At 58.4% G+C, this 19,804-nt stretch carries 16 protein-coding genes and 1 riboswitch; of the genes, 5 read left to right on the forward strand and 11 right to left on the reverse strand.

The annotated features are described in order from the left end of the window. Positions 1–9: 9 nt before the first annotated feature. Positions 10–1,257 carry a lipid-A-disaccharide synthase-related protein gene (locus ACVWVQ_RS03655; protein WP_457506940.1) on the reverse strand — a complete coding sequence of 416 codons (1,248 nt, stop codon included), beginning with the start codon at positions 1,255–1,257 and terminating at the stop codon, positions 10–12. Between the two features lie 71 nt (positions 1,258–1,328). Here ACVWVQ_RS03655 and ACVWVQ_RS03660 point away from each other — a divergent pair, with 71 nt between their 5' ends. From ACVWVQ_RS03660 to ACVWVQ_RS03670, 3 genes are all read left to right on the forward strand, one after another. Next, positions 1,329–1,664 carry a hypothetical protein gene (locus ACVWVQ_RS03660; protein WP_457490670.1) on the forward strand — a complete coding sequence of 112 codons (336 nt, stop codon included), beginning with the start codon at positions 1,329–1,331 and terminating at the stop codon, positions 1,662–1,664. A gap of 109 nt (positions 1,665–1,773) precedes the next feature. Beyond that, the gene (locus ACVWVQ_RS03665) at positions 1,774–2,820 is read left to right on the forward strand and encodes a thiamine phosphate synthase (RefSeq protein ID WP_457506926.1); all 1,047 of its coding nucleotides are present in this window, start codon (positions 1,774–1,776) and stop codon (positions 2,818–2,820) included. A gap of 219 nt (positions 2,821–3,039) precedes the next feature. Next, entirely contained in the window at positions 3,040–4,563 is a 1,524-nt protein-coding gene (locus ACVWVQ_RS03670; RefSeq protein ID WP_414408083.1) for an AAA family ATPase, read from the forward strand. A 103-nt stretch (positions 4,564–4,666) separates the two neighbouring features. Here ACVWVQ_RS03670 and ACVWVQ_RS03675 read toward each other — a convergent pair whose 3' ends face one another. The 4 genes from ACVWVQ_RS03675 to ACVWVQ_RS03690 form a co-directional block, all read right to left on the reverse strand. Then, entirely contained in the window at positions 4,667–5,524 is an 858-nt protein-coding gene (locus ACVWVQ_RS03675) for a DnaJ domain-containing protein (protein WP_457506928.1), read from the reverse strand. Positions 5,525–5,726: 202 nt separating this feature from the next. Then, positions 5,727–7,259: a leucyl aminopeptidase gene (locus ACVWVQ_RS03680; RefSeq protein ID WP_457466938.1), complete on the reverse strand. Its 1,533-nt coding sequence runs from the start codon at positions 7,257–7,259 to the stop codon at positions 5,727–5,729. An 80-nt stretch (positions 7,260–7,339) separates the two neighbouring features. After that, positions 7,340–8,665: an FIST signal transduction protein gene (locus ACVWVQ_RS03685; protein ID WP_011433416.1), complete on the reverse strand. Its 1,326-nt coding sequence runs from the start codon at positions 8,663–8,665 to the stop codon at positions 7,340–7,342. Between the two features lie 107 nt (positions 8,666–8,772). Beyond that, positions 8,773–10,278, reverse strand: a complete 1,506-nt coding sequence (locus ACVWVQ_RS03690; protein ID WP_457466936.1) for a LysM peptidoglycan-binding domain-containing protein — start codon at positions 10,276–10,278, stop codon at positions 8,773–8,775. A 547-nt stretch (positions 10,279–10,825) separates the two neighbouring features. Between ACVWVQ_RS03690 and ACVWVQ_RS03695 the strand changes: the two genes are divergently transcribed. Continuing rightward, positions 10,826–12,439 (forward strand): cysteine--tRNA ligase, encoded by a 1,614-nt coding sequence (locus ACVWVQ_RS03695; RefSeq protein WP_457466935.1) that lies wholly within the window; start codon positions 10,826–10,828, stop codon positions 12,437–12,439. A 300-nt stretch (positions 12,440–12,739) separates the two neighbouring features. Further along, a riboswitch (cyclic di-AMP (ydaO/yuaA leader) is annotated at positions 12,740–12,881 on the reverse strand. Positions 12,882–13,039: 158 nt separating this feature from the next. Here ACVWVQ_RS03695 and ACVWVQ_RS03700 read toward each other — a convergent pair. From ACVWVQ_RS03700 to ACVWVQ_RS03715, 4 genes are all read right to left on the reverse strand, one after another. Beyond that, a complete protein-coding gene (locus ACVWVQ_RS03700; RefSeq protein ID WP_457506930.1) occupies positions 13,040–14,575 on the reverse strand; it encodes a S10 family peptidase in 1,536 nt (511 codons plus the stop codon). Between the two features lie 77 nt (positions 14,576–14,652). Next, positions 14,653–15,246, reverse strand: a complete 594-nt coding sequence (locus ACVWVQ_RS03705; RefSeq protein ID WP_414417320.1) for a hypothetical protein — start codon at positions 15,244–15,246, stop codon at positions 14,653–14,655. Positions 15,247–15,447: 201 nt separating this feature from the next. After that, positions 15,448–16,470, reverse strand: a complete 1,023-nt coding sequence (thiL, locus tag ACVWVQ_RS03710; protein ID WP_457466933.1) for a thiamine-phosphate kinase — start codon at positions 16,468–16,470, stop codon at positions 15,448–15,450. A 114-nt stretch (positions 16,471–16,584) separates the two neighbouring features. After that, on the reverse strand, positions 16,585–17,235 hold the full coding sequence (locus tag ACVWVQ_RS03715) for a class I SAM-dependent methyltransferase (protein WP_414408005.1): 651 nt from the start codon (positions 17,233–17,235) through the stop codon (positions 16,585–16,587). Between the two features lie 116 nt (positions 17,236–17,351). Between ACVWVQ_RS03715 and ACVWVQ_RS03720 the strand changes: the two genes are divergently transcribed. Then, positions 17,352–17,567, forward strand: a complete 216-nt coding sequence (locus tag ACVWVQ_RS03720) for a hypothetical protein (protein ID WP_457466954.1) — start codon at positions 17,352–17,354, stop codon at positions 17,565–17,567. 24 nt (positions 17,568–17,591) lie between these two features. Here ACVWVQ_RS03720 and ACVWVQ_RS03725 read toward each other — a convergent pair whose 3' ends face one another. Next, positions 17,592–18,446: an ABC transporter permease gene (locus ACVWVQ_RS03725; RefSeq protein ID WP_457466932.1), complete on the reverse strand. Its 855-nt coding sequence runs from the start codon at positions 18,444–18,446 to the stop codon at positions 17,592–17,594. A gap of 140 nt (positions 18,447–18,586) precedes the next feature. After that, positions 18,587–19,600, reverse strand: a complete 1,014-nt coding sequence (locus ACVWVQ_RS03730) for an ATP-binding cassette domain-containing protein (RefSeq protein WP_457506932.1) — start codon at positions 19,598–19,600, stop codon at positions 18,587–18,589. Positions 19,601–19,804: the final 204 nt, after the last annotated feature.

Consider the following 19,804-nt stretch of genomic DNA (forward strand, 5'->3'; position numbering starts at 1 on the left):
TTCTCTATTTCACGATATACCTGGCTCGAACGGTTCCAAAACCGGGCCGGATGGCTTGAGCCAATCTCGAAGTTGAGCGGCAATGCGCCGGGCGGCCCCTGGGGATCCCATGCGGCGGCGTCCATGGGCCCGCAACTCAGCCGCGTAGTTGGGATCGGCGGCCAGGCGTTCCAGAATCCGGCCAACCACGGCGGGAGCCTGCTCCACTGAGGTCAGGTGGACGGCGGATCCCAAAAGACGGGTCTGCGCTTCAGCAAAGCGCGGGGTAAACTGGGGCCCTTCTCCCGGCAGGGTTACCACCGGTTTTCCCAAGCCTACACATTGCTCGGTAGCCGTTCCCGCCATGGCCAGCACCACTGTTGCTCGTTGGGCACAGGCCCCGAAGTCCCCCCAAACCAGAAGCACATCGCTGCGCTGAGATGGGATCCAAGCCTGAAGCGGGTCTCGCTCCAGGTTGGGGCTGAGGGCAGCATAGACTTGCAGCTCCTTTGGGAGCCGCTCCACCACCTGCATCATCAGAGCCCAGTTGCGATAGGCTTCCGGCGGACGGGATCCGGGCAAGAGCAGCAAGGCCGGTCGGTGGGGATCCAAAGGCAATGTCCCGCGTGGCTCTAGGCCATCCATCATCGGGTTGCCCAGGTAAAAGGCCCTTAGGCCCCGTTTTTGCAAAGCTGTAGCTGTCAGCTCATCCCGCAAAAAAGAACCCAGGCAGCGTCGGTGGGCCATCAGCCAGCGCTCCCAGGGCAGGTAATCGGAAATCGGCTGCCCAAAAGGGATCCAGGGGTGTCGGTAGGGACCCCCTTCATCCCGCCAGTAATAGTCCGACTTGGCCGTGCCCACAAAGGCGTAGGGGATCCCGCTCCACCATGCCATCAGCAAGGGCACAATATCCCCCACGGCCAGCACCAGGTTCCTCTGGGCTGCTGCCCGCCGAACCAACGCCAATTGCCGCCCCGTCAGCCCCAGCAAACCGGCCCGCAAATCCCGCCACAACTGCCGCCAATCCTGATAGATAAACCCCCCCGATGGCATCGCCTGGGCAATGGGTAGCAGTGGGATCCCTTGGCGTTGATAGGCTGTCCCTTCTCCCACAATCGGCAAGGCTTGCACCGGGATCCCCAGTTGGACTAGGGCAACAGCAAGGCGACTGCCCACCTCATCTTCCCCGTGTCCATTGCTCAGACACAGCACCTGCGGTGGGTTTGTCGGATTCCATTGGGTTCCCACAGCTTGCCGTAGGCGCAATCTGGGCTGAATCAAGAGGGATCCCCCAGCTCACCAGAAATCTCCTCATAGAATAGAGCCAATCCAAGAGGGGAACCCGGGAGATGATCCGAAATGAGCGACAACGAGCCGAACTGATTGCAGCGGTAGAGGCCCTTCAGCTCGAAGGCCCCTATTTTGTGGAAGAGCGCCTCGCCCGCCATCGCGGCCCTTTCTTGCGGGCAGTGAAAGATGTGCCTGTAGGGGGAACTTGGTGGGAGATCCGCTACTTTCCCGCCTGCGAGCGCTATGCTTGGGCCTACTTGCCGGAAGGGGCCGGCCCACGGGCCTTCGCCTGGGGACACACGCCGCAGCAAGCCTTTCTTAACGCCTTATGGCATCACCCTCTTTCTCCTCAGGGCCAAGGACAGCCTCAGGGAAACCATTCCGATTTACAGTGAATTGACTACTCTCCACCCTACTGACTTGCTTCCGGCTAAGGGTAGGACGGGGCTTTAGGCGCATTTTTTTGGTAAAAATTAAGCAACTCTCTTCCCACGTATAGGGAACATGAAACCCCAGGCCGTCGCCCGTATTCTGGATGCCAACCTCGATCGAGCTCGTGAAGGACTACGGGTATTGGAAGAATGGTTTCGTTTCGGCCTGGAAGAGGGAGAGCTCTCTGCCGAATGCAAGGCCATGCGCCAAGCCCTAGCCCGCTGGCACAGCGATCCCCTGCGTTTGGCCCGCGATACCCCCGCCGATCCAGGCACCCAGATCTCCCACCCCCAAGAGGAGCAACGGCGGGATCTCCGCCATCTCTTGCAAGCCAATTGCAGCCGTGTGCAAGAAGCCCTGCGGGTGTTGGAAGAATACGGCAAGTTGGCCGAATCCCACCACTGGGTGGCCCCTGGCCTGGCCAAGCTGGCCAAAGACATGCGCTATCGGCTCTACGTCCTGGAAAGTGAACTGCTGGGCGGATCCCTGCGGCAGCGTCTCCTGGCAGCCCATCTTTATTTGGTGACCAGCCCTGTGCCCCACTGGCTAGAGGTGGTGGAAAAATCCCTGCGGGGCGGGGTGACCCTGGTGCAATATCGCCGCAAAAACCTCCCCGACGGCGAGATGCTGCAGGATCTCAAACAGCTGCGGCAGCTGTGCGACCGCTACCAGGCGCTGATGATCGTCAACGACCGCGTGGATTTGGCTCTGCTCAGCCAGGCAGATGGGGTACACCTGGGCCAAACGGATCTGCCGGTGGCTGAAGCCCGACAACTGCTGGGATCCCAGCGGCTCATTGGCCTGTCCACCACCAACGCCGAAGAGCTGGCCCAAGCCCTGAACAGCGACGTGGACTACATTGGCGTCGGCCCCGTTTACCCCACCCCCACCAAAGCGGAGAAACCCCCCGCCGGCCTGGAGTACGTGCGCCTGGCTGCCGAGAAAGCCCACCTGCCCTGGTTTGCCATCGGCGGCATCGATCCCCACAACCTGCCCGAGGTGCGTCGAGCTGGGGCCACCCGTGTAGCCGTGGTGCGTGCTTTGATGGAAGCTGCCGATCCCACCCAGACAGCCCGCACCATGCTGGCCGAACTGCAAGGGATCCCTGCCCTATCCTAAAGATCAACCGTGAAGCTCAACCGTGAGCATTTTGCTGCTTATTGGCTGTTCCAATCCAAATGGTTTCTGAACAAGTGAGAGGAAGATGAAGTAAGGATGTTCTAAACTCCAGAGGCGATGACAGAAGCCGCAAGAAAAACAAATTCAGACAGCAGGGATCCTGCCCTGGTCGAGATCCCGGCGGAGCTGCAAGCAGGGCTGGTGACAGAGCTGGATTTGATGATCCGGGCCCGCTACCCCCTGGTTTACTTGGTCTCTCCAGAAGAAGAGCCTGCCGATGCCGTGCTAACCCAAGTAGCCAGACGGACAGACCCACCGCGGCAATTGTTGTTCTGGGACTTGGTGCGGGGCTGGCAAGATACAGGCGAGGATCGGGGCTCCATCATGGCAGCTCTGGGGCGGGTGTGGCGCTCTGCCCCCAACGAGGACACTCTCTTTGTGCTGCGGGATCTGCACTTTGTGTTGCGCAACGCCACCAGCGACAAAAACGCTCCCATCATCCGGGAGCTGAAAAACCTCAGCCGCGAGCTAAAACGCACCCGCAAGATGCTGATCCTGCTCAGCCACACCCTGGAAGTGCCCAGCGACCTGGCAGAGGAGGTCACCGTCGTCGATATTCCCTTGCCCAATAGCGAAGAGATCAGCCGCCTCATCCAGCTCTACGTGGCCCCAGATAAACTCAAGCTCACCCCTCTGGCCCGCGAGCAACTGGTCAAAGCTTGTCAGGGACTGAGCCGAGAACGTATCCGCCGCGTTTTGGCCCGCGCTTTGGCCGCCAAGCAGGAGGTCAACGAAGCCGATATCGACCTGGTGCTGGAGGAGAAAAAGCAGGCCATCCGCCAAACCGGCATCCTGGAGTTTTTCACCGCCCGCGAGACCCTCAAAAGTGTGGGGGGCCTGGATAACCTCAAGGCCTGGGTGCGAGTGCGGCAAGAAGCCTTTACCGAAGAGGCGCGTCGCTATGGCCTGCCCAACCCCAAGGGCGTGCTGCTGGTCGGGATCCAGGGCACCGGCAAATCCCTCTCCGCCAAGACCATCGCCAATGAGTGGCGGCTGCCCCTGCTGAGATTGGATGCCGGGCGGCTGTTTGCCGGCATCGTCGGCGAGTCGGAAAGCCGGGTGCGGCAGATGATCCAACTGGCAGAGGCGATGGCCCCCTGCGTGCTTTGGATCGACGAGATCGACAAAGCCTTTGGCAACATCACCAGCAGTGCCGATGGAGATTCTGGTACCAGCCGCCGGGTGTTTGGCAGCCTGATTACCTGGATGCAGGAGAAGACCAGCCCCGTTTTCATTGTGGCCACTGCCAACAACGTGCCGCTGCTGCCGCCAGAGCTGTTGCGCAAGGGCCGCTTTGACGAGATTTTCTTCTTGAACCTGCCCACCCACGCTGAGCGCAAAGAGATCTTCCGGGTGCATTTGCAGCGGTTGCGCCCCAGCCGCCTGCGGGAGTTCGACCTGGAAGCCTTGGCAGCCACAGCTCAGGACTTCAGCGGGGCCGAGATCGAGCAAGCCATCGTAGATGCCATGTACAACGCCTTTGGGGGCAGTGGCAGCAGCACTCGGCGGGACTTTACCCAAGAGGATATCCTGCAGGCCATCCGCGAAACCGTGCCTTTGGCCTCGATTGCCCGCGACCAAATCGAGAGTCTTAAGTGCTGGGCTGCTCAAGCGGGCGCGAGAACGGCCTCTCAAGATGCCCAGGTGCTGCAGGAGATGAAGCAGTGTTTTGCCTCTTCTTGAGATTCAGAATGGGTGAAATCCACCTCCCAGCCCAAATAAGGCGGCTAGTATGCCAATACCCACAGCAACTCCAGCCGCTATCTTCAAGTTTTCTTCTAGGCTTTTAGCATCTGCCTTTTCCTTCATTGCAGTTAGCAAAAATAGCTGATCCTCCCCACTCAGCCCACTTATAAAATGGGGATATAGATTCGATAGGGACAGCTTTAAAATGATCGATCCTACTTCTACAGTGAAGCTCAAGCTGGGAAAGCTTCGAGTTCCTATCTTTCTCTATCTGGGCTATTACTGATTTTGCCTCTTCCTGTGGCTTCTTAGCGCTCTCAACTTGCGACTTGCTATATCCTTTATCAAAAATGGCCATAAAAAGACTAATAACTGAGATTAGAAAGAGCACAAGCCCGATTGAGCTACTTAAGGCACCAATGAACAAGCTCAGGACTAAAAGCGAGAGGGCACCCAGTATAGTGTCACTTTTGGTGGCAAAGGTATGATCAATTTTAGCTTCCTCTTGTTTTATTCCAATAGAGATCAAGTTTCTCCTTAACTCAGACTTAACTTGCTCTACTCTTTGGTTATAGTTGGCCTCGATGTTTTTCTTACGACGTTCTATCTCTTCTGCAGCTTCCTTTATCTTGTCGAAGTCAAAGGGCCAAGGTTTGCCATCTTGTGTGCTGTAACCGCGTTCTGCTTTTAAGTCTTGGTCATACCCGCTCCCTTTTGTGGGCGAAGTCTGGGAAAGCCTTTGGGAGTCATAGGCTTTTCGCTTCACAGGATCACTCAGGACCGAGTATGCTTCCTGAATAGACTTAAACTTTTCCTCAATGTACTGCCGCCCCTTAACAGGTGTATCTGGGTGAAGTTTATCGGGATGGTATTCTTTGGCAAGCCGCCTGTAGCTCTCTTTAATTTCTTCTAGAGTTGCATTGGGCTGTAATTCCAGCTCGCGGTAAAGGTCTTTCATGGGAGGATCCGGCGCAGGGGGCCTTGTGCCAGCTACTTTGATGCGGGGATCCTATTCCCTGAGGGGAAGCCTTGCAAAGTGCTACTCAATACCTAGACTCTTTTTTAAGCCTATTTTAGGGATCGGACAGCTCCAGCCAAGCAGCCCTTGGCTCCTCCCTCAGTAGATGCTTTTTCAAGGCCCAACGTCCAGAAAGGCGGGGTTATGAGCAAGCTGCTGCGGCTTGCCGCGCCAAGACCCACTCCACCAGGGTGCGCACCCCATAACCGGTGGCCCCTTTGTTGTTGTAGCCTGCATCCTTCTCTGTCCAAACGGGGCCTGCTATATCCAGGTGGGCCCAAGGGGTTTTCTCCACAAACTGCTTCAGGAACAGGGCAGCGGTGATGGATCCCCCTGAGCGGGGGCCGGTGTTTTTCATGTCGGCCACAATGGAGCTGAGACCCTCGAAGTAGCCTTCTTCCAGCGGCAGGCGCCAGATTTTTTCGCCGGAAAGGTTGGCAGCTTGCTGTAGCTCCTGGGCCAACGTCTCATCCGGGGTGAACAAGCCGGCAATTTCTTCCCCCAGGGCAATCACACAGGCACCGGTCAGGGTAGCCAGATCGAGGATGGCATCGACGCCCAGCTTTTCCGCAAACACCAGTGCATCCGCCAAGGTGAGGCGACCTTCTGCGTCGGTGTTGTTGACCTCGATGGTCTTTTGGTTAGAGGCGGTGAGGATATCCCCTGGGTGGATGGCATGGCCGCTGATCATGTTTTCCGTGGCGGCGACGATGAAGTGCAGCTCCACTTGCGGCTTGAGGGCGGCTAAGGCCCGTGCAGCTCCCAAAACTGCCGCTGCTCCCCCCATATCGGTTTTCATCATGGCGATGCTGCGGGAGTCGGTTTTGATGTTCAGCCCACCGGAATCAAAGGTCAGCCCCTTGCCCACCAGGGCCAATTTGGTGACGGGATCCCCTTGTGCCGGCTTGTAGGTGAGGTGAATAAACTGGGGCGGCAGATCAGAGGCTTTGGCCACACCCAAAAAAGCCCCCATCCCCAGAGCTTCGCATTCTTCCTGTCCCAGAATCTCCACCTCTAGGCCATATTCCTGGGCCAGTTGGCGGGCGGTATCGGCCAGGGCGAGAGGAGTAACAATGTTGGCGGGGGCAGCCACCAATTCCCGAGCCAAGATGGTTCCTGCCGCCATCTCAATGGCCCGCCGCAGCGCGGCCTCGTAGTCAGAACGGGCCTGGGCCAGCCCCGGCACCAAAAGGGTTACTTCCTGCACAGAAAAGCTGTTTTCCTCTTCCCCTTTGGCTGAAGATTTAAACCGATTGTCCCGGTGCGCCACCAGTAGGCAGGCTTCGGCCACCGCCTGAACCACGCGCACCCGATCCAACCCCGTCTCCGGCAAAGACAGCATCACCTGCTTGGCTTTTAGGCTGTGAGCCTGGCGCAGGCCGTTGGCTGTGGCCCGTCGTAGGGCTTCTAGCGTTAGGGCGGCGGGATCCCCTAGCCCCACCAACACCAGTTTGCGGATCTCTCCTGTCAGGCGCAGGGCAACACTGCTATTCGGCTTCCCCTGAAACCCCTGCTCCTGAACGGTTTCCGCCACCAGCCCTGACCACGCCTTTTCATCCCAAGAGGCGATCTCAGGGGGCAGAGGAAAGCGGCCATTCCCGCCGGAAGCGGCAAAGCAATAGACCAGGGCACATTCCCCTTGAGTGAGTGGCGGCTCGCTAAGATGAAGCTGCATGAGAAATCCTTGACCAAGCTGTTGACATGGGATCCCCAGTCTATCCAATTTCGCCGGCTCTTAGGGCGAGGGATCCACCCCTAGTGGGCGGGCCGGAAGATCCCGAAGCAGGAAGTGTAGCCGTGTAAAAAGGTGGATCCCCCAACGGGGCCGATCTCACCATTGCAAAAGAACCCCCCCAAGGGCAGCTCTCCAAGCAATTCCCGAAACCGTTGCGAGTCAAAATCGGGAGTGCCGTACAGGCCCTTGCCTCGCCCCAAACAGGAGAACATCAACGCCCCACAAGGCTCCGGCCTCGGTTGAGAGGGGCTTTGCCTCAAGTTGCGCTCGGCACAATAGCGGCTGAGGGCCCAACGCAGATCTTCTGCCGAAGTCTGGGCATCCCGCAGATGAAATTGCACCGTCTGGCCAGGGCGCACCTGATCCCCGATGGCCAGCGCCCCCACGCGCGGATCAACGCCCAAGATTACGCGAATGAGGAAATCTCCCGGCGTCGGCTCCGACTTGAACTCATCCATCAGCAGGCCGATGAAGAGAGAGTGGCGGGCCAATCGCTGATCCACGGGACTGAGCCGCTCTGCCAAGTCCTGCAAAACCGCTAGAGGAGGGCGACCCTCCAAGCCAAGAATCACATTCCCCTCTGCTTCCGTCACCCGCAAGGGATCCCCAATGGGGCGACACCCCTGGGCCACCACTGCATCCAGCACCACATTGCCGTAGAGCGCTAGCCCCACTGTGCCCTCTCGATACAGCTCCCGCCGAGGTGTGAGGGTACGCGCATCCAGCAAAAACAGAGCATTGCCCCGAGGGCCGCGGCCCCCACTGGCCAATCCCCCCACTTTGACTGATCCCGGATAGGCGAAATCCAACCCCTGCAGCAACTCTGAGATGCCAGAGGAAAATCCATCGGCCAAGAGCAGAAAATGAGGCTTGCTCTGCGGCGAAACCCCAACACAATCGACCCAGGCAGAAGGAGCCGCATCCAAGTCTGGCAATTGGTTCCCCCGCAGATGAAAAGGATGCAGCACCACCTCCGGCATGACCGCCAAAGACAAGGAGAGAGCCGGGCCATCCTCAATTTCATGCCCGCCACCCACAATGCCACCCCCGGAGCAGCCGATCAAAACGTCCACCTCCAGCAGCCCCGACAGCAATGGCAACACCCGGATGTATTCGCTGGCAAAGGCCGCCGACACAAACAAAACCCCCAGGTTGGGCCGCAGCGGCTGAGAGGGGACATACCCCGTCAGCAGCCCCGGCAAGCTGCCGGATCCCACCGTCTGCACCTGCCGACTCAAGGCACTTTTCAGCTGGGCCGCCTGAAGCTTGGCCTTGGCTTCCTCCACCACCTGCCGCAGAGCCGCTTCTAGGGAAGGGAGCTGGGAGAGCGCGTTCACCCACTGCATCGGCGTGTTCCTACGGTCTGGAGTTTGCTGTCTTTAGGGTAGCTGTCTTTAGGCTAGCAATTTATGGCCAGGCTGGCTGTTCTGTGTAGTCTCGCTTTGGGACAGGATCAGGGCAGATAGGGCCGGGGATCCACAGGCGCGCCCCCGCCGGGGCGGACTTCAAAGTGCAGATGCGGCCCTGTGCTCCAGCCAGTGCTGCCGCGGCTCATGATTGTCTGCCCCTGCTGCACGTACTGGCCTGTGGAAACGTAAATCTGATGGCCGTGGGCATAGCGAGTAACAATTCCGTTGGGATGGCGAATGTCCACTCGATTGCCGTAGCCATCCCCAGCATTCCCCGCGAAGATCACCACTCCCTCCTGAACGGCTACAATGGGGGATCCCACGGGGCCAGGAATATCTACCCCTGCATGAAGGCGACCGCGACGGTAGCCAAAGCCAGAGGTGATTTGCCCGGAGACCGGCCAGATAAACCCACTGCTGCGGGCCTGAGGAGGAGCTGGAGGGGGCGCTGGCGGCGCTGGCCGAGCTTGTGGCTGGCTCTGAGCTCGTCGGGCAGGAGCAGGGGTGGGCTGCGTACCCGGCGCCGGAATCGTAAGGCGTTGGCCAATGCGCAGCCAATGGGGATTGCGCAAGTTGTTGGCTTGAATAATAGACCGCTGAGTTACCCCGTAGCGGGCGGCGATCCGTTCGATGGTGTCACCGGCTCCAACCGTGTGGGTCAGGGATCCACCGGCCAAGAGGGCTTGCCGTTCTTGTTCCATCTGCTGGGCCCGGCGTTGCTGCTCGGCCTGTAATCGGGCTTGGGCTTCGGCTTGGCGTTGGGCTTCCTCTTCCTGCCGGCGGCGCTCTTCCTCTTCGCGAGCTTTCTGGGCAGCGATCATCTCCTTCTGACGCTGGATCAACTCGCCCACATCGCCGGGGATGAGCAGGCGTTGGCCAATGCGCAGATATTCCGGGCGCTCCAGGGGAGTCGCTTCGATGATCCGCTGCTGGGGAACTTGGTAGCGGTTGGCAATGTCCTCCAGCGTGTCTCCCTGCTTGACGGTGTAGATCAATCCCGGTTGGCTGGGGATCAGCAGCTTCTGCCCCGGCTTCAGCTCAGTACTGGCCTGAATACCGTTGGAGACGGTGATGGCAGCCGCGTCGAGCTGATACATCTGGGTCAGTTGCCAGAGGGTTTCCCCCGGCTGAATTTCATGCTCCAGGATGCCTCTAGGCCCTTCTCCTGTCGGGATCCGTCTTTCTGCGAAAGCTTGGCGCAGTTGCTCCCTTTTCTGCTCGTAGTTTTGCTGCAGAGCGCCGGATAGCGTATGCACAGAGGGAGGGATCGGCTCTACAGCCGGAGATAGCGATCCCCAAGGGTGGCGGCTCAACTGTCGCTGCTGTAGGGTGGCGACCCCGGCTAAGCCCAGCATCAGCAAAAGACCGGTGGCCCAAGCCGGATATCCCCGACGCGCAGGAGCAGAATCCCCCGGCTCTGGATGGGCTGTCTCAGGCTCGGTTGGGCACCTGGGGGTGGCCGGCAGCTGCTCTTCCCCAGCTTCTGCGCAGGGATCCGCCTCCAGCTTCAGAAGCCATACCAGGCCCGTTAAGCTGAGAGAGAGGGCCAAACCAACCCATCTTGGCTTCGACCGCCCAGAGAGAGGGGCTGGAGCCCACTCCAGAAGATAGGCTTCCTCGGCAGATGAATCCGCAGAAGTCCAGGACTGTTCTGAAGGGATCCCCTTTGGGGGTGGGGGGAAAAGGGTGCTCACGGCAGCACCGCGGAAATCCGGCTCCCCCTTTTGGGGACTTGGGAAAGTGGGTTTTAAAGGCATCCTCACACCAACAGGCTGACACTAGAGTGCAAGAGAAGAAGATGTCAAAATGAGGGGCACAAGCCCCTTGGCACCGAGCACCCCAGGGGTGACTCAAGCCGGGGTGGAGCTCGCTAATGAACAGGCTGGCTCGCACTCAGGTTAGAGTACCGTAGTTAACAAATCTAGACAAGTCTTGGCAGGTAATTTCAGCCAAAATGCTTGCCCCACAATGGTTCCAGCCCTTGGCCCGTTGAGATTTTGTCGAGCCTTATCCGATTCAGGATAAAATGTGCCATCGTACTTTTTTGGAAGACAAAGCCTGTTTTGCTGTAGCTGAAACTACAAACTAGGGATATCAATGGATTTGGTTGTCTACAACACATTGACTCGCCGCAAGGAAGTGTTTCAGCCGCTGGCAGCAGGTGGATCTCAATCCGTTTCCGTCGGCAATTCCCAGGGATCTGCAGCTCCAGTTGCGGAGGAGAAGCCCCTGGTGCGGATGTATGTCTGTGGTGTAACGGTTTACGACCTCTGCCACCTCGGCCATGCGCGTACCTACGTGGTTTGGGACATGGTGCGTCGCTACTTGGAGTGGCGCGGCTACCGAGTGAAGTATGTGCAGAATTTTACCGATGTGGACGACAAGATCCTCAAGCGGGCGTTGGAACGTGGCGAATCGATGCAGGCGGTGGCGGAACGCTTCATCGCCGAATATTTCCAGGACATGGATCGCCTGAACATCAAGCGGGCCGATCTCTACCCCAGGGCAACGCAATCGCTGCAAGCCATGTTCCAGTTGATCCAATCTTTGGAGCTCAAAGGCTTTGCCTACCGGGTACGGGATCCGATTCGACACCAGACCGACCCGTCTTCCCTCCGGCAAACCGGGCACAAGCCGGAGACCCCCACCTCTATTCAGTACTCTGTTTACTACTCTGTCCGCAAATTCCCGGATTACGGCCAGCTATCCGGTCGAAAACTGGAGGAGATGGAGGCGGGAGCCAGTGGCCGGGTAGGAGAAGAAGGAGCCGACAAACAGGATCCCTTCGACTTTGCCCTTTGGAAAGCGGCCCCCCCTTCTGAGCCGGGGTTTGCCTCCCCTTGGGGTTGGGGACGACCGGGCTGGCACATCGAATGTTCCGCCATGGTGCGAGAGACCCTAGGAGATCACATCGACATTCACGCCGGCGGGGCAGATTTGATTTTCCCCCACCACGAAAATGAGCTGGCCCAATCGGAGCCAATCACCGGCAAGCCGATGGCCAAATACTGGATGCACAACGGCTTTCTCAACATCAACGGCGAGAAAATGTCCAAATCTTTGGGCAACTTCACCACCCTGCGACAGGCCCTCGCCGTCTATCACCCCATGGCCTTGCGGCTGTTCCTGTTGCAGACCCACTACCGCAGCCCGATTGACCTCACCGAGGCAGCCATGCAGGCAGCCAGCCGTGGCTGGGAAACCCTCCAGAAAGGGATCCACTGTGCCCAGCACTTCTGCAAAGAAGAAAAGGGATCCCCTGATGCTGAGGCCATGCAAACCTTCCAAGCTGCCATGGACGATGATTTTGGCACCCCTGGAGCGCTGGCTATCGCCTTTGAATTGGCCAAAGAACTCACCCGCGAACACAACCTGCTCACCCATCAAGGCCAAACCCACCTAGAGCCTCAGGCCCTGAGGCAAAAAAGCGCCGCTCTGCTGGAGATTTTGGCTACTCTGGGATTCTGTTGGCCCTCATTCTCCGAATTCGAGGGATCCACAGAAGCAGCTACAAACGGGGAACTTCACTTTGAAAAGGGAGAGAACCAACTCATCCGAGAAGAGCAGATCGAGGAGCTGATTGCGCAGCGCTCGGCAGCCCGTAAGGCGAAAAACTTTTCAGAGGCAGATCGCATTCGGGATCAGTTGAAAGCCTTGGGCATCACCCTCATCGATCAAAAAGATGGCACCACCCGTTGGCTGCGAGAATAGGGGTTGCGGAGCACTTCTCAGACCTATAGTCACTTCAAGTCAAGAGTGAAACTGTCCCGTTGCCTTGCTTCCCAGCTTTTCTCTTCCTTGGGCCGGGGGTGGTTGCGGAAGCGGCGCAGAGCAGTCGGGAAGTGTCTCAACCTAACTTGTAACCATAAAAGTGAGCCCTTTGGTTGGGCTGTCACTTTCAGGCTATGACTTGTAAGATCTTTCCAAGAAATCCAAGGCGTGATTCCTCAGTTCGTGATAAGGCATCCAGTCGATGTACGCAAAATCCCTCTAGGGCAGACGTACAGCTCTGTAGCCACCTCTTAGTGCCGACGGGGTTAGCTGACGGGCTAGAGCTAAGAGATGCTCTCCCTGGCGTTTGCTCAGAGTAAGCCCCCGAAATGGTTCCCCCGCTCTTGTTCAAAAACTGAACAGGATTAGGCTGGCCAACATGGCTAGATGCTATCAGGGCTGATTCTCGATGTCAAGGCAATGCAATTTTATCCAATTTTATCAATATATTTATCAATATATGTATATGCAATGTATATGCAAACCTGCTGTGGCAAGTCTCTCGGCTAAGGCTTCCAAGAGCCTCAATCCTCCAGTTGCTTAGCGCAGAGTTTGCAACTCTGAGCCCGAAGCCGTTTTTGAGTAGAACGCACGCATTTCTGTAAACCACTCCAATCGCGAGGGATCCCAGGTGTAGAACATGTGTCCGCCGCGATAATGACGTAGGGTGAGGTTGGCCTTCAACCGTGGATCCAACTTCATCAAATCCACCAGGTGATTCGAGGCAAAGTAGGGAGTGACCAGGTCGTAAAAACCATGATGAATGCTCACCCGCATGTGGGGGTTGAGGGCCATGCTGCTGCGCAGCTCATCCATTGCGCCGATGAATCCTTGCTTCAACTCTCCTTTTGGGGTGAACCGCCAGGACTTGAACACCTCTAGGTTCAGCAGGTGATAGGTCAACTCCGTTTCTACTTGCAAGGTCTCCCGCAAGTGGCTGTTGATGGCCGCCGTGAACAAGCGATCTAGCCCATCCAAGGTGGGATCGGATCCCTCAAAGGTAGGCCGATCCGGAAAGGGATCCACCGTGGTTACAGAAGCATCGTAAAGCCCCAGCACCAGTCGCTGCGACCGCAACAGCTCGCGGGCAAAACTGGCGATATCGATCCGCCCGCCTTTGTGGGCCACATACTCTGGAGATAAGCCGATCCCTGCCGCCATCTCCTGATACACCGCTTGCCGTTCTGCCTCTGGCATCGCCTCTCCCATAGCCAAGAGGGGCAGCAGACGTTGCCGGGCAAAGCGTTCTGCTTTGGGCAGCAGGATCTGCAAATCCTCCCCCCAGCCACACCGTCCATGATGAGCTGCTGTAGCTACGTAGGAAGGGAAAAGCGTTGCCCAAGTGCTGAGGTTGTAATCGTTGGTCTCCAGCAACCCAAACTCAAGTGCAGGCGAGATGAGAATGGCCCCCGACAAGCCTACGCCAAACTTGGATTGCAGCTCCTTGGCCAGCCGCGCCACCCGAAACCCACCGTAGCTTTCGCCGGCAATGAAAATGGGGGAAAGCCAGCGTTTGTATCGGGAAAGGAAGCCCTGAATGAACTCGCCCAAGGATTGCAAATCCCGTTCCACATCCCAGAAAGGTGATTCCTTAGGAGGCTCCTCCGCCTTGGCATCCGGCTGAGGGGGTTTGGCCGCCGGATCGGATTTCTCCCGGGAATCTTTGGCGTCTTGAGAATCCTTGGGCAGGGCGCGGCTGAACCCTGTCCCCACCGGATCGACAAAGACCAGATCGGAAAAGGGCAGCCAGCTTTCGGCATTGTCCACCAGCCGCACCGGAGAGGGAGGCAAACTGCCATTGGGCCCGAAGCCAATCCGTTTGGGCCCCAGCGCTCCCATGTGCAGGTAGGCAGAGGCTGCCCCAGGCCCACCGTTGAACACAAAAGTGAGAGGGCGGTGCTGGGCAGCAGAGTCTTGCTTCAGATAGGCGACGTGAAAGATCTCGGCCACCGGTTTTTCCCGCTGAAAAAGGGTCTGCCAACCGGCCAGCGCTTGGTAGGTGAAGCTTTCCTCTCCAGCCGTAAACCTGTGCTCAGTGGAGGAGAGGGGGGGAGTGGGCTTGGATTCAGTAGCCATGAAATGAAAACAGGGATCGGCAACTTGATCCCCAGTGAATCACAAGTCGCCGACCATCAACACCTCCAAATGGAACCTCACAGCGTCAGCGGAGCTTCCAAGGTCAGATTGAAAGATTGGCCGGGGCGCAGCACCACCACCTGGGGAGCGGTAACATTGCCCACCACCACTCCGGTCACGGCGCCTCCTAAGACATTGCCCACCGAGACTCCGCCCGTGATGGCCCCCAAAATGGCCCCTGCGGCTGCCCCAATGGCTGCATCTTGAGCAATGGCCTCAGCCGAATACTGACGGGGATCCTTTTCGTCGTGGAGGATGTTGGAGGAAGCCCGTAGGCTGTAGGTACGACCGCCGAGAACAATAGAAGTACCGACAAAGCGGGATCCGCCCGGTGCAGGTTCCATCTGTCCAAAAACGCGGCTACCCGCCGGGATCACCAAGCGCCCCTGGCTGTCAAAAATGTTCTGAGTAACGGCCACTTCCAGGGGATAAACGGTGTCCGGGTAAAAGTATTGCGGCTCTTCGCTGCTCAGGCTGCCGACCGGGATAATCGTCCCCTGCTCAAGGCGGTAGGCACCCAATTCAAACAGCGGCTGAGCCGAACTGGGCAAGGGGGCCAACGAAGGGATCCCGGCCAGGCCAAGAATGGCTGCTGTTAAGATAGCTTTCATGAGTAGAGTCTCCAATGCTTCTCCAAGTTCTGCCGAGTTCTGAGCAGTTGCCTGAAGCTATTCCAAGTCAATTTGCTTCCTTATCTCAACTTCTCTCCGCTTCTAGGTTACCGAATCCTTCCTGAAGCTTGTTTTCCCCCACAAGTAGATTTGTCTTCAACTGTTGGCAGTTTGGGTGACCATCCTGCAGCACAACGCCTCTTAGAAATGCTGGAAGGCTTGCTGACGACTGAGGGCTTGCCCGTCCTTCAGCCAGACGGTTCCCTGCGGATCCCAGCCTGTCACTTCTCCAATCCAAACGGCCCCTGGCAATTCTTCCAACAGATGCTTGGCCACCGACACCTCGGCACTGAGGAGCAGCTCAAAATCTTCGCCTCCATAGAGCGCCCATTCCAAGGCTTGGGCCGGAAAAGCCTGCCGCAAAGCTTCTGAAATCGGGATCCGCTCCACCTCGATCCTCGCCGCCACCCCGCTGGCCTGACACACCTGCACCAGGGCATCTGCCAAACCATCGCTGGTATCCATGCCGGCAATGCGCAAGGGATCCGGGATCCCTTCTAAGAGGGGCAACAGATCCAGTCGCGGGCGTGGGTATTGGTGAGCCCTGATCAACTGCTCGCGCTCGGCTGCCGTGGCTGAGGATCCCTGTTCAGGATGGAGAAGCAGTTCCAAGCCTGCCCGCGCATCTCCGTGCGGCCCTGTCACCACCAGCCAATCGCCGGGTTGAGCCCGTCTGCGCTGAATAGCCCGCCCCGGCTGCACCCTTCCCAAAGCCGTGATCGCCACGAACCGATGCGGCGACCGACACAGATCCCCTCCCACCAGGTGACATCCCCAGCGGGCGCAACAGGCTTGCATCCCTTGATAAAGCTCCTCCACCCAAGCGACCGGCGTGGATCCCGGCAAGCCCAAGCCCACCACCAACGCCTGCGGACGGGATCCCATCGCAGCCAGATCCGACAGATTGGCGGCCACCGCGCGCCAGCCCACCGCATGGGCCGGGGTCGTCAAATCGCTGAAGTGAACTCCCTCCACCAACACATCGGTTGTCACCACCAACTGCCCCTCCGGAGCAGCCAACACCGCCGCATCATCCCCCACCACCTGGGCCGGACAGTAGCGCTGCACGATCTGCAGCAGCCCCGCCTCCCCAATTGCTGAGATGGGTAGGGGGGAAGGATCGCCGTTTTGTGGAGAAGCACTGTCAGAAAGACCGGAGAACAAAACAGCCCTCTGAGGGTAGCGAGGATAGCAAAGCTGAAAAAGCTGATGGATGATGGGTTCTTGTTGGATATTTCCAAGGATCCCGCCTGCACGCCACAGGCAAGCTGGAGAATTCTACCCCGCCGTCCGCTGTCCAATTAGGGCATAGAAGGGATCCCCGCCTCCGCCTGCCCAAAAGCCCAGCCAACCCATAGGGGCAGGCCGCTGGATCACTTTCACCACCTCAAACCCCGGCACTGACTCAAAATAGCGCCTGACCAACTCCACCCGCCCCGCCTCGGAGTTGTCCCGCCAAGCCTGGATCGCCTTCTGGAAAAACATGCGATTGGAGAAGCTGACGATGAACAGGCCCTGGGGCTTTAGAATGCGATACACCTCTGCAAACACCTGCTCCGGCTGCTGCAGATACTGCACCGAAACCGTATTCAGCACCGCATCGAAGGAGTGATCGGGGAAGGGCAGAACTGGGTTTTGGTTCAAGTTCTGGATGAAGAAGTGATTGAGCCGGGGGTTGGCCGCCAGTTCCTCCGGGTTCATCCCATGCCCCTCCACATGGGCAAACTCCATCTCAGGCGGCAAATGGGAGACCCAACTGCTCATCAGATCGAGAATCCGGGTCTGGGGCCGCAGATGCTCGCGGTACAGATCGGTGAGCTGGCCGATGAAGCCAGAATCCACATGGGTCACAAAGCGGGGATAGCTGTAGAAGAGGGCATCGTCGCTGGGATCCAACTTGGAGCGCTGCCAATCCTTGAGCACCACCATGGCCGAATGATTTCAAAGCTTAATCAAAGCTAACATTTTGGAACCTTCAGAAAAGGGGCAGGCGTGATAGCTTAGCAGAGCAACGGTGGCCATTTCGCGAGGGACTCCTTGCCATGATGTCTGCATCTCACCCCTCGGCAGCGAGCCGTTCTTCTGCTGAGTCCGGCCTTGGCCTGCGGGAGTACGTAACCGAACTGCAGCTCCACATGGCCCTGCAGGCTCGCAGCCTTACCCCCTCTCTAAGCGTCTCCCCGGCTCAGGACAGCCCCCTGGCTCTGGTGCAGCAGGCACAGGCGGCTATGGAGAAGTCCGCTTCCCGCCGATGGCTTTGAGGGGCACAGCCTGGGCAGAGAGGCTCAGGCCAAACTTTTGCGCAACACCCCCTGCACCAGCAGAACCGACACTACGACAAACCCCGTCAAGAGGCCCAGGGATCCCGCCAGGGTGAGATCGCCCCAGGGAGCCTGCAGCACCACATCGGCCCAGCTCCAGCTATCGCTGCGGTAGACATGGCGAATGGGCTCGATGGCAAAGGTGAGGGGGTTGAGGCTGGCCACCCAACGCAGCCAGGTGGGCATAAAGCTCAGGGGAGCCAAGGCCGTGCTGGAAAAGATCAGGGGCAAGTTCACCAAAAAGATGAAAGCCAGCAATTGCTGGTGCCCCGGCATGGCAAAGGCCAAGCCCAAGCTCAGCGCCGTAAAGCCCAAGACCAACAGGCCCACGATCAGGGCCACCACCGCCAAGCCTGGCCCGTCGGGGATCCCGGCCCCAAGGGCGTAATCTGCCCCCACAATCACCGCCGTCTGCAGCAGCGCCAAGCTGACGATGAACAGGCTAGAGGCGAGAACAATGGAAAAACGAGAGGTGAGGGGAGCCACCAACAGCCGGTTCAAAAAGCCAAATTCTCGGTCGAAAATCACCGGCACCCCAGCATTCAAGGCTCCACCAAAAGCCGTAAACACAATGACTCCCGCCCCCAAAAACTGGGTGTAGTTTTGTCCGGCCCCGAAAATGCCGGCAGGAGCATTCTGAAACAAAGCCCCAAACAAAATTAGCCAGAGCAACGGCTGGATAATGCCAACCAGCAAGGTTGTGGGGCGACGCTTCAGTTGGATAAACAAGCGGCGCGTGAGGGCGAAGGTCTCCTGCCAAAAGTCAGCCGTCAAAAGGGGGATCGGGTTAGATTGAACCGGGGAAGAGGCAGAGGTCATACCCAAGCTCCTGTAGAGTTGTGATCAATGAATGTGTGATGAATGAATGCAGTATCTAATCCATCAACCAATACAACCAATAAATATCTCGATATGCCTTTGTACAGGGATCAATGGGGCTCGATCATGAGGGGATGAAGTTACTTTTTCTTTTTGCCCAGATTGGCCTCGGCAGCGGCCAGCTCCGCATCCATCAGGGTTTGCCCGGTTGCCGCCAAATACACATCATCCAAGCTGGGACGAGATTGGGTGCTGCTGAACACCTCCAGCCCATGAGCTTGCAAGTGAGCGCGGATCTGGCTGAGGGGATCCTCCCCATTCCGCTGCACCACCAGGTTCAGGGCGTTGCCCTGGGCGCTGTTGATCACCACCTTCTGGACAAAGGGCAGGGATCCCAGCAGTTGGGCACCCCGCTGGGCCAGTTCTGCCGGGGCAAATTCCTGCAGCTTGACGGTGATGCGCTCGCCGCCGACGCGGGTTTTCAGCTCCTCTGGGGTTCCCTCGGCGAGCACCTTGCCCCGGTCGATGATGGCTACCCGATCCGCCAGCAGGTCGATCTCCTCCAGGTAATGGCTGCTGAGCACCACCGTGATCCCTGTGTTCTTGAGTTGGCGCAGAAAATCCCAGATGGCCAACCGACTGGGAATGTCCAGGCCCACCGTGGGCTCGTCCAAGACCAGCACCTGGGGTTGATGGAGCAGTCCTGCCGCCAGATCCAAGCGTTTGCGCAGCCCGCCGGAGTAGGTACCGATGCGCTGGTCGGCACGGTCGGTCAGCCCCAGCAGCTCCAGGACGGCAGCGATTCGCTCTTGGGCCAGGGGGCGCGGCAGGTGGTAGAGGTCGGCCTGCAACTGCAACAATTCTCGCCCGGTCAGCACCTTATCCAAGGCCACCTCTTGGGCGACAAACCCCAGTTTTTCTCGTACCGCTTTGGGGTTTTCGCTGGCCGGGATCCCGTACACCTCTATCCGGCCTGAGTCGGGACGGAGCAAGGTGCAGAGGCAATGCAAAGTGGTGGTCTTGCCCGCTCCATTGGGGCCGAGAATGCCGTAGATCTGGCCGGGTTCCACCTGAAAGGAGACGTCCGCCACGGCCACTGTGGATCCGTAGCGCTTTTGAAGTTGCTCTACCAAGACCGCAGGAGTATCTGACATGGGTATCCACATCTCGCTTCCTCTAGGCTATCAAGCCTGTTCGGGAGATGAGGCCAGGGATCGCCACCATTTCTTGCTCGTTGCCGCCAGCCCCCTAGGGATGGTGGGAGGTAAACTACCCGGCTCCGACCGCTAAGCGGTACGGAGCGGGCTTTCAGTAGCCCTGAGCCTGCTCTGCTCTACCAGAGAACAAAACAAGCCCGG

This window comes from Thermostichus sp. MS-CIW-36 (genome assembly GCF_054059035.1).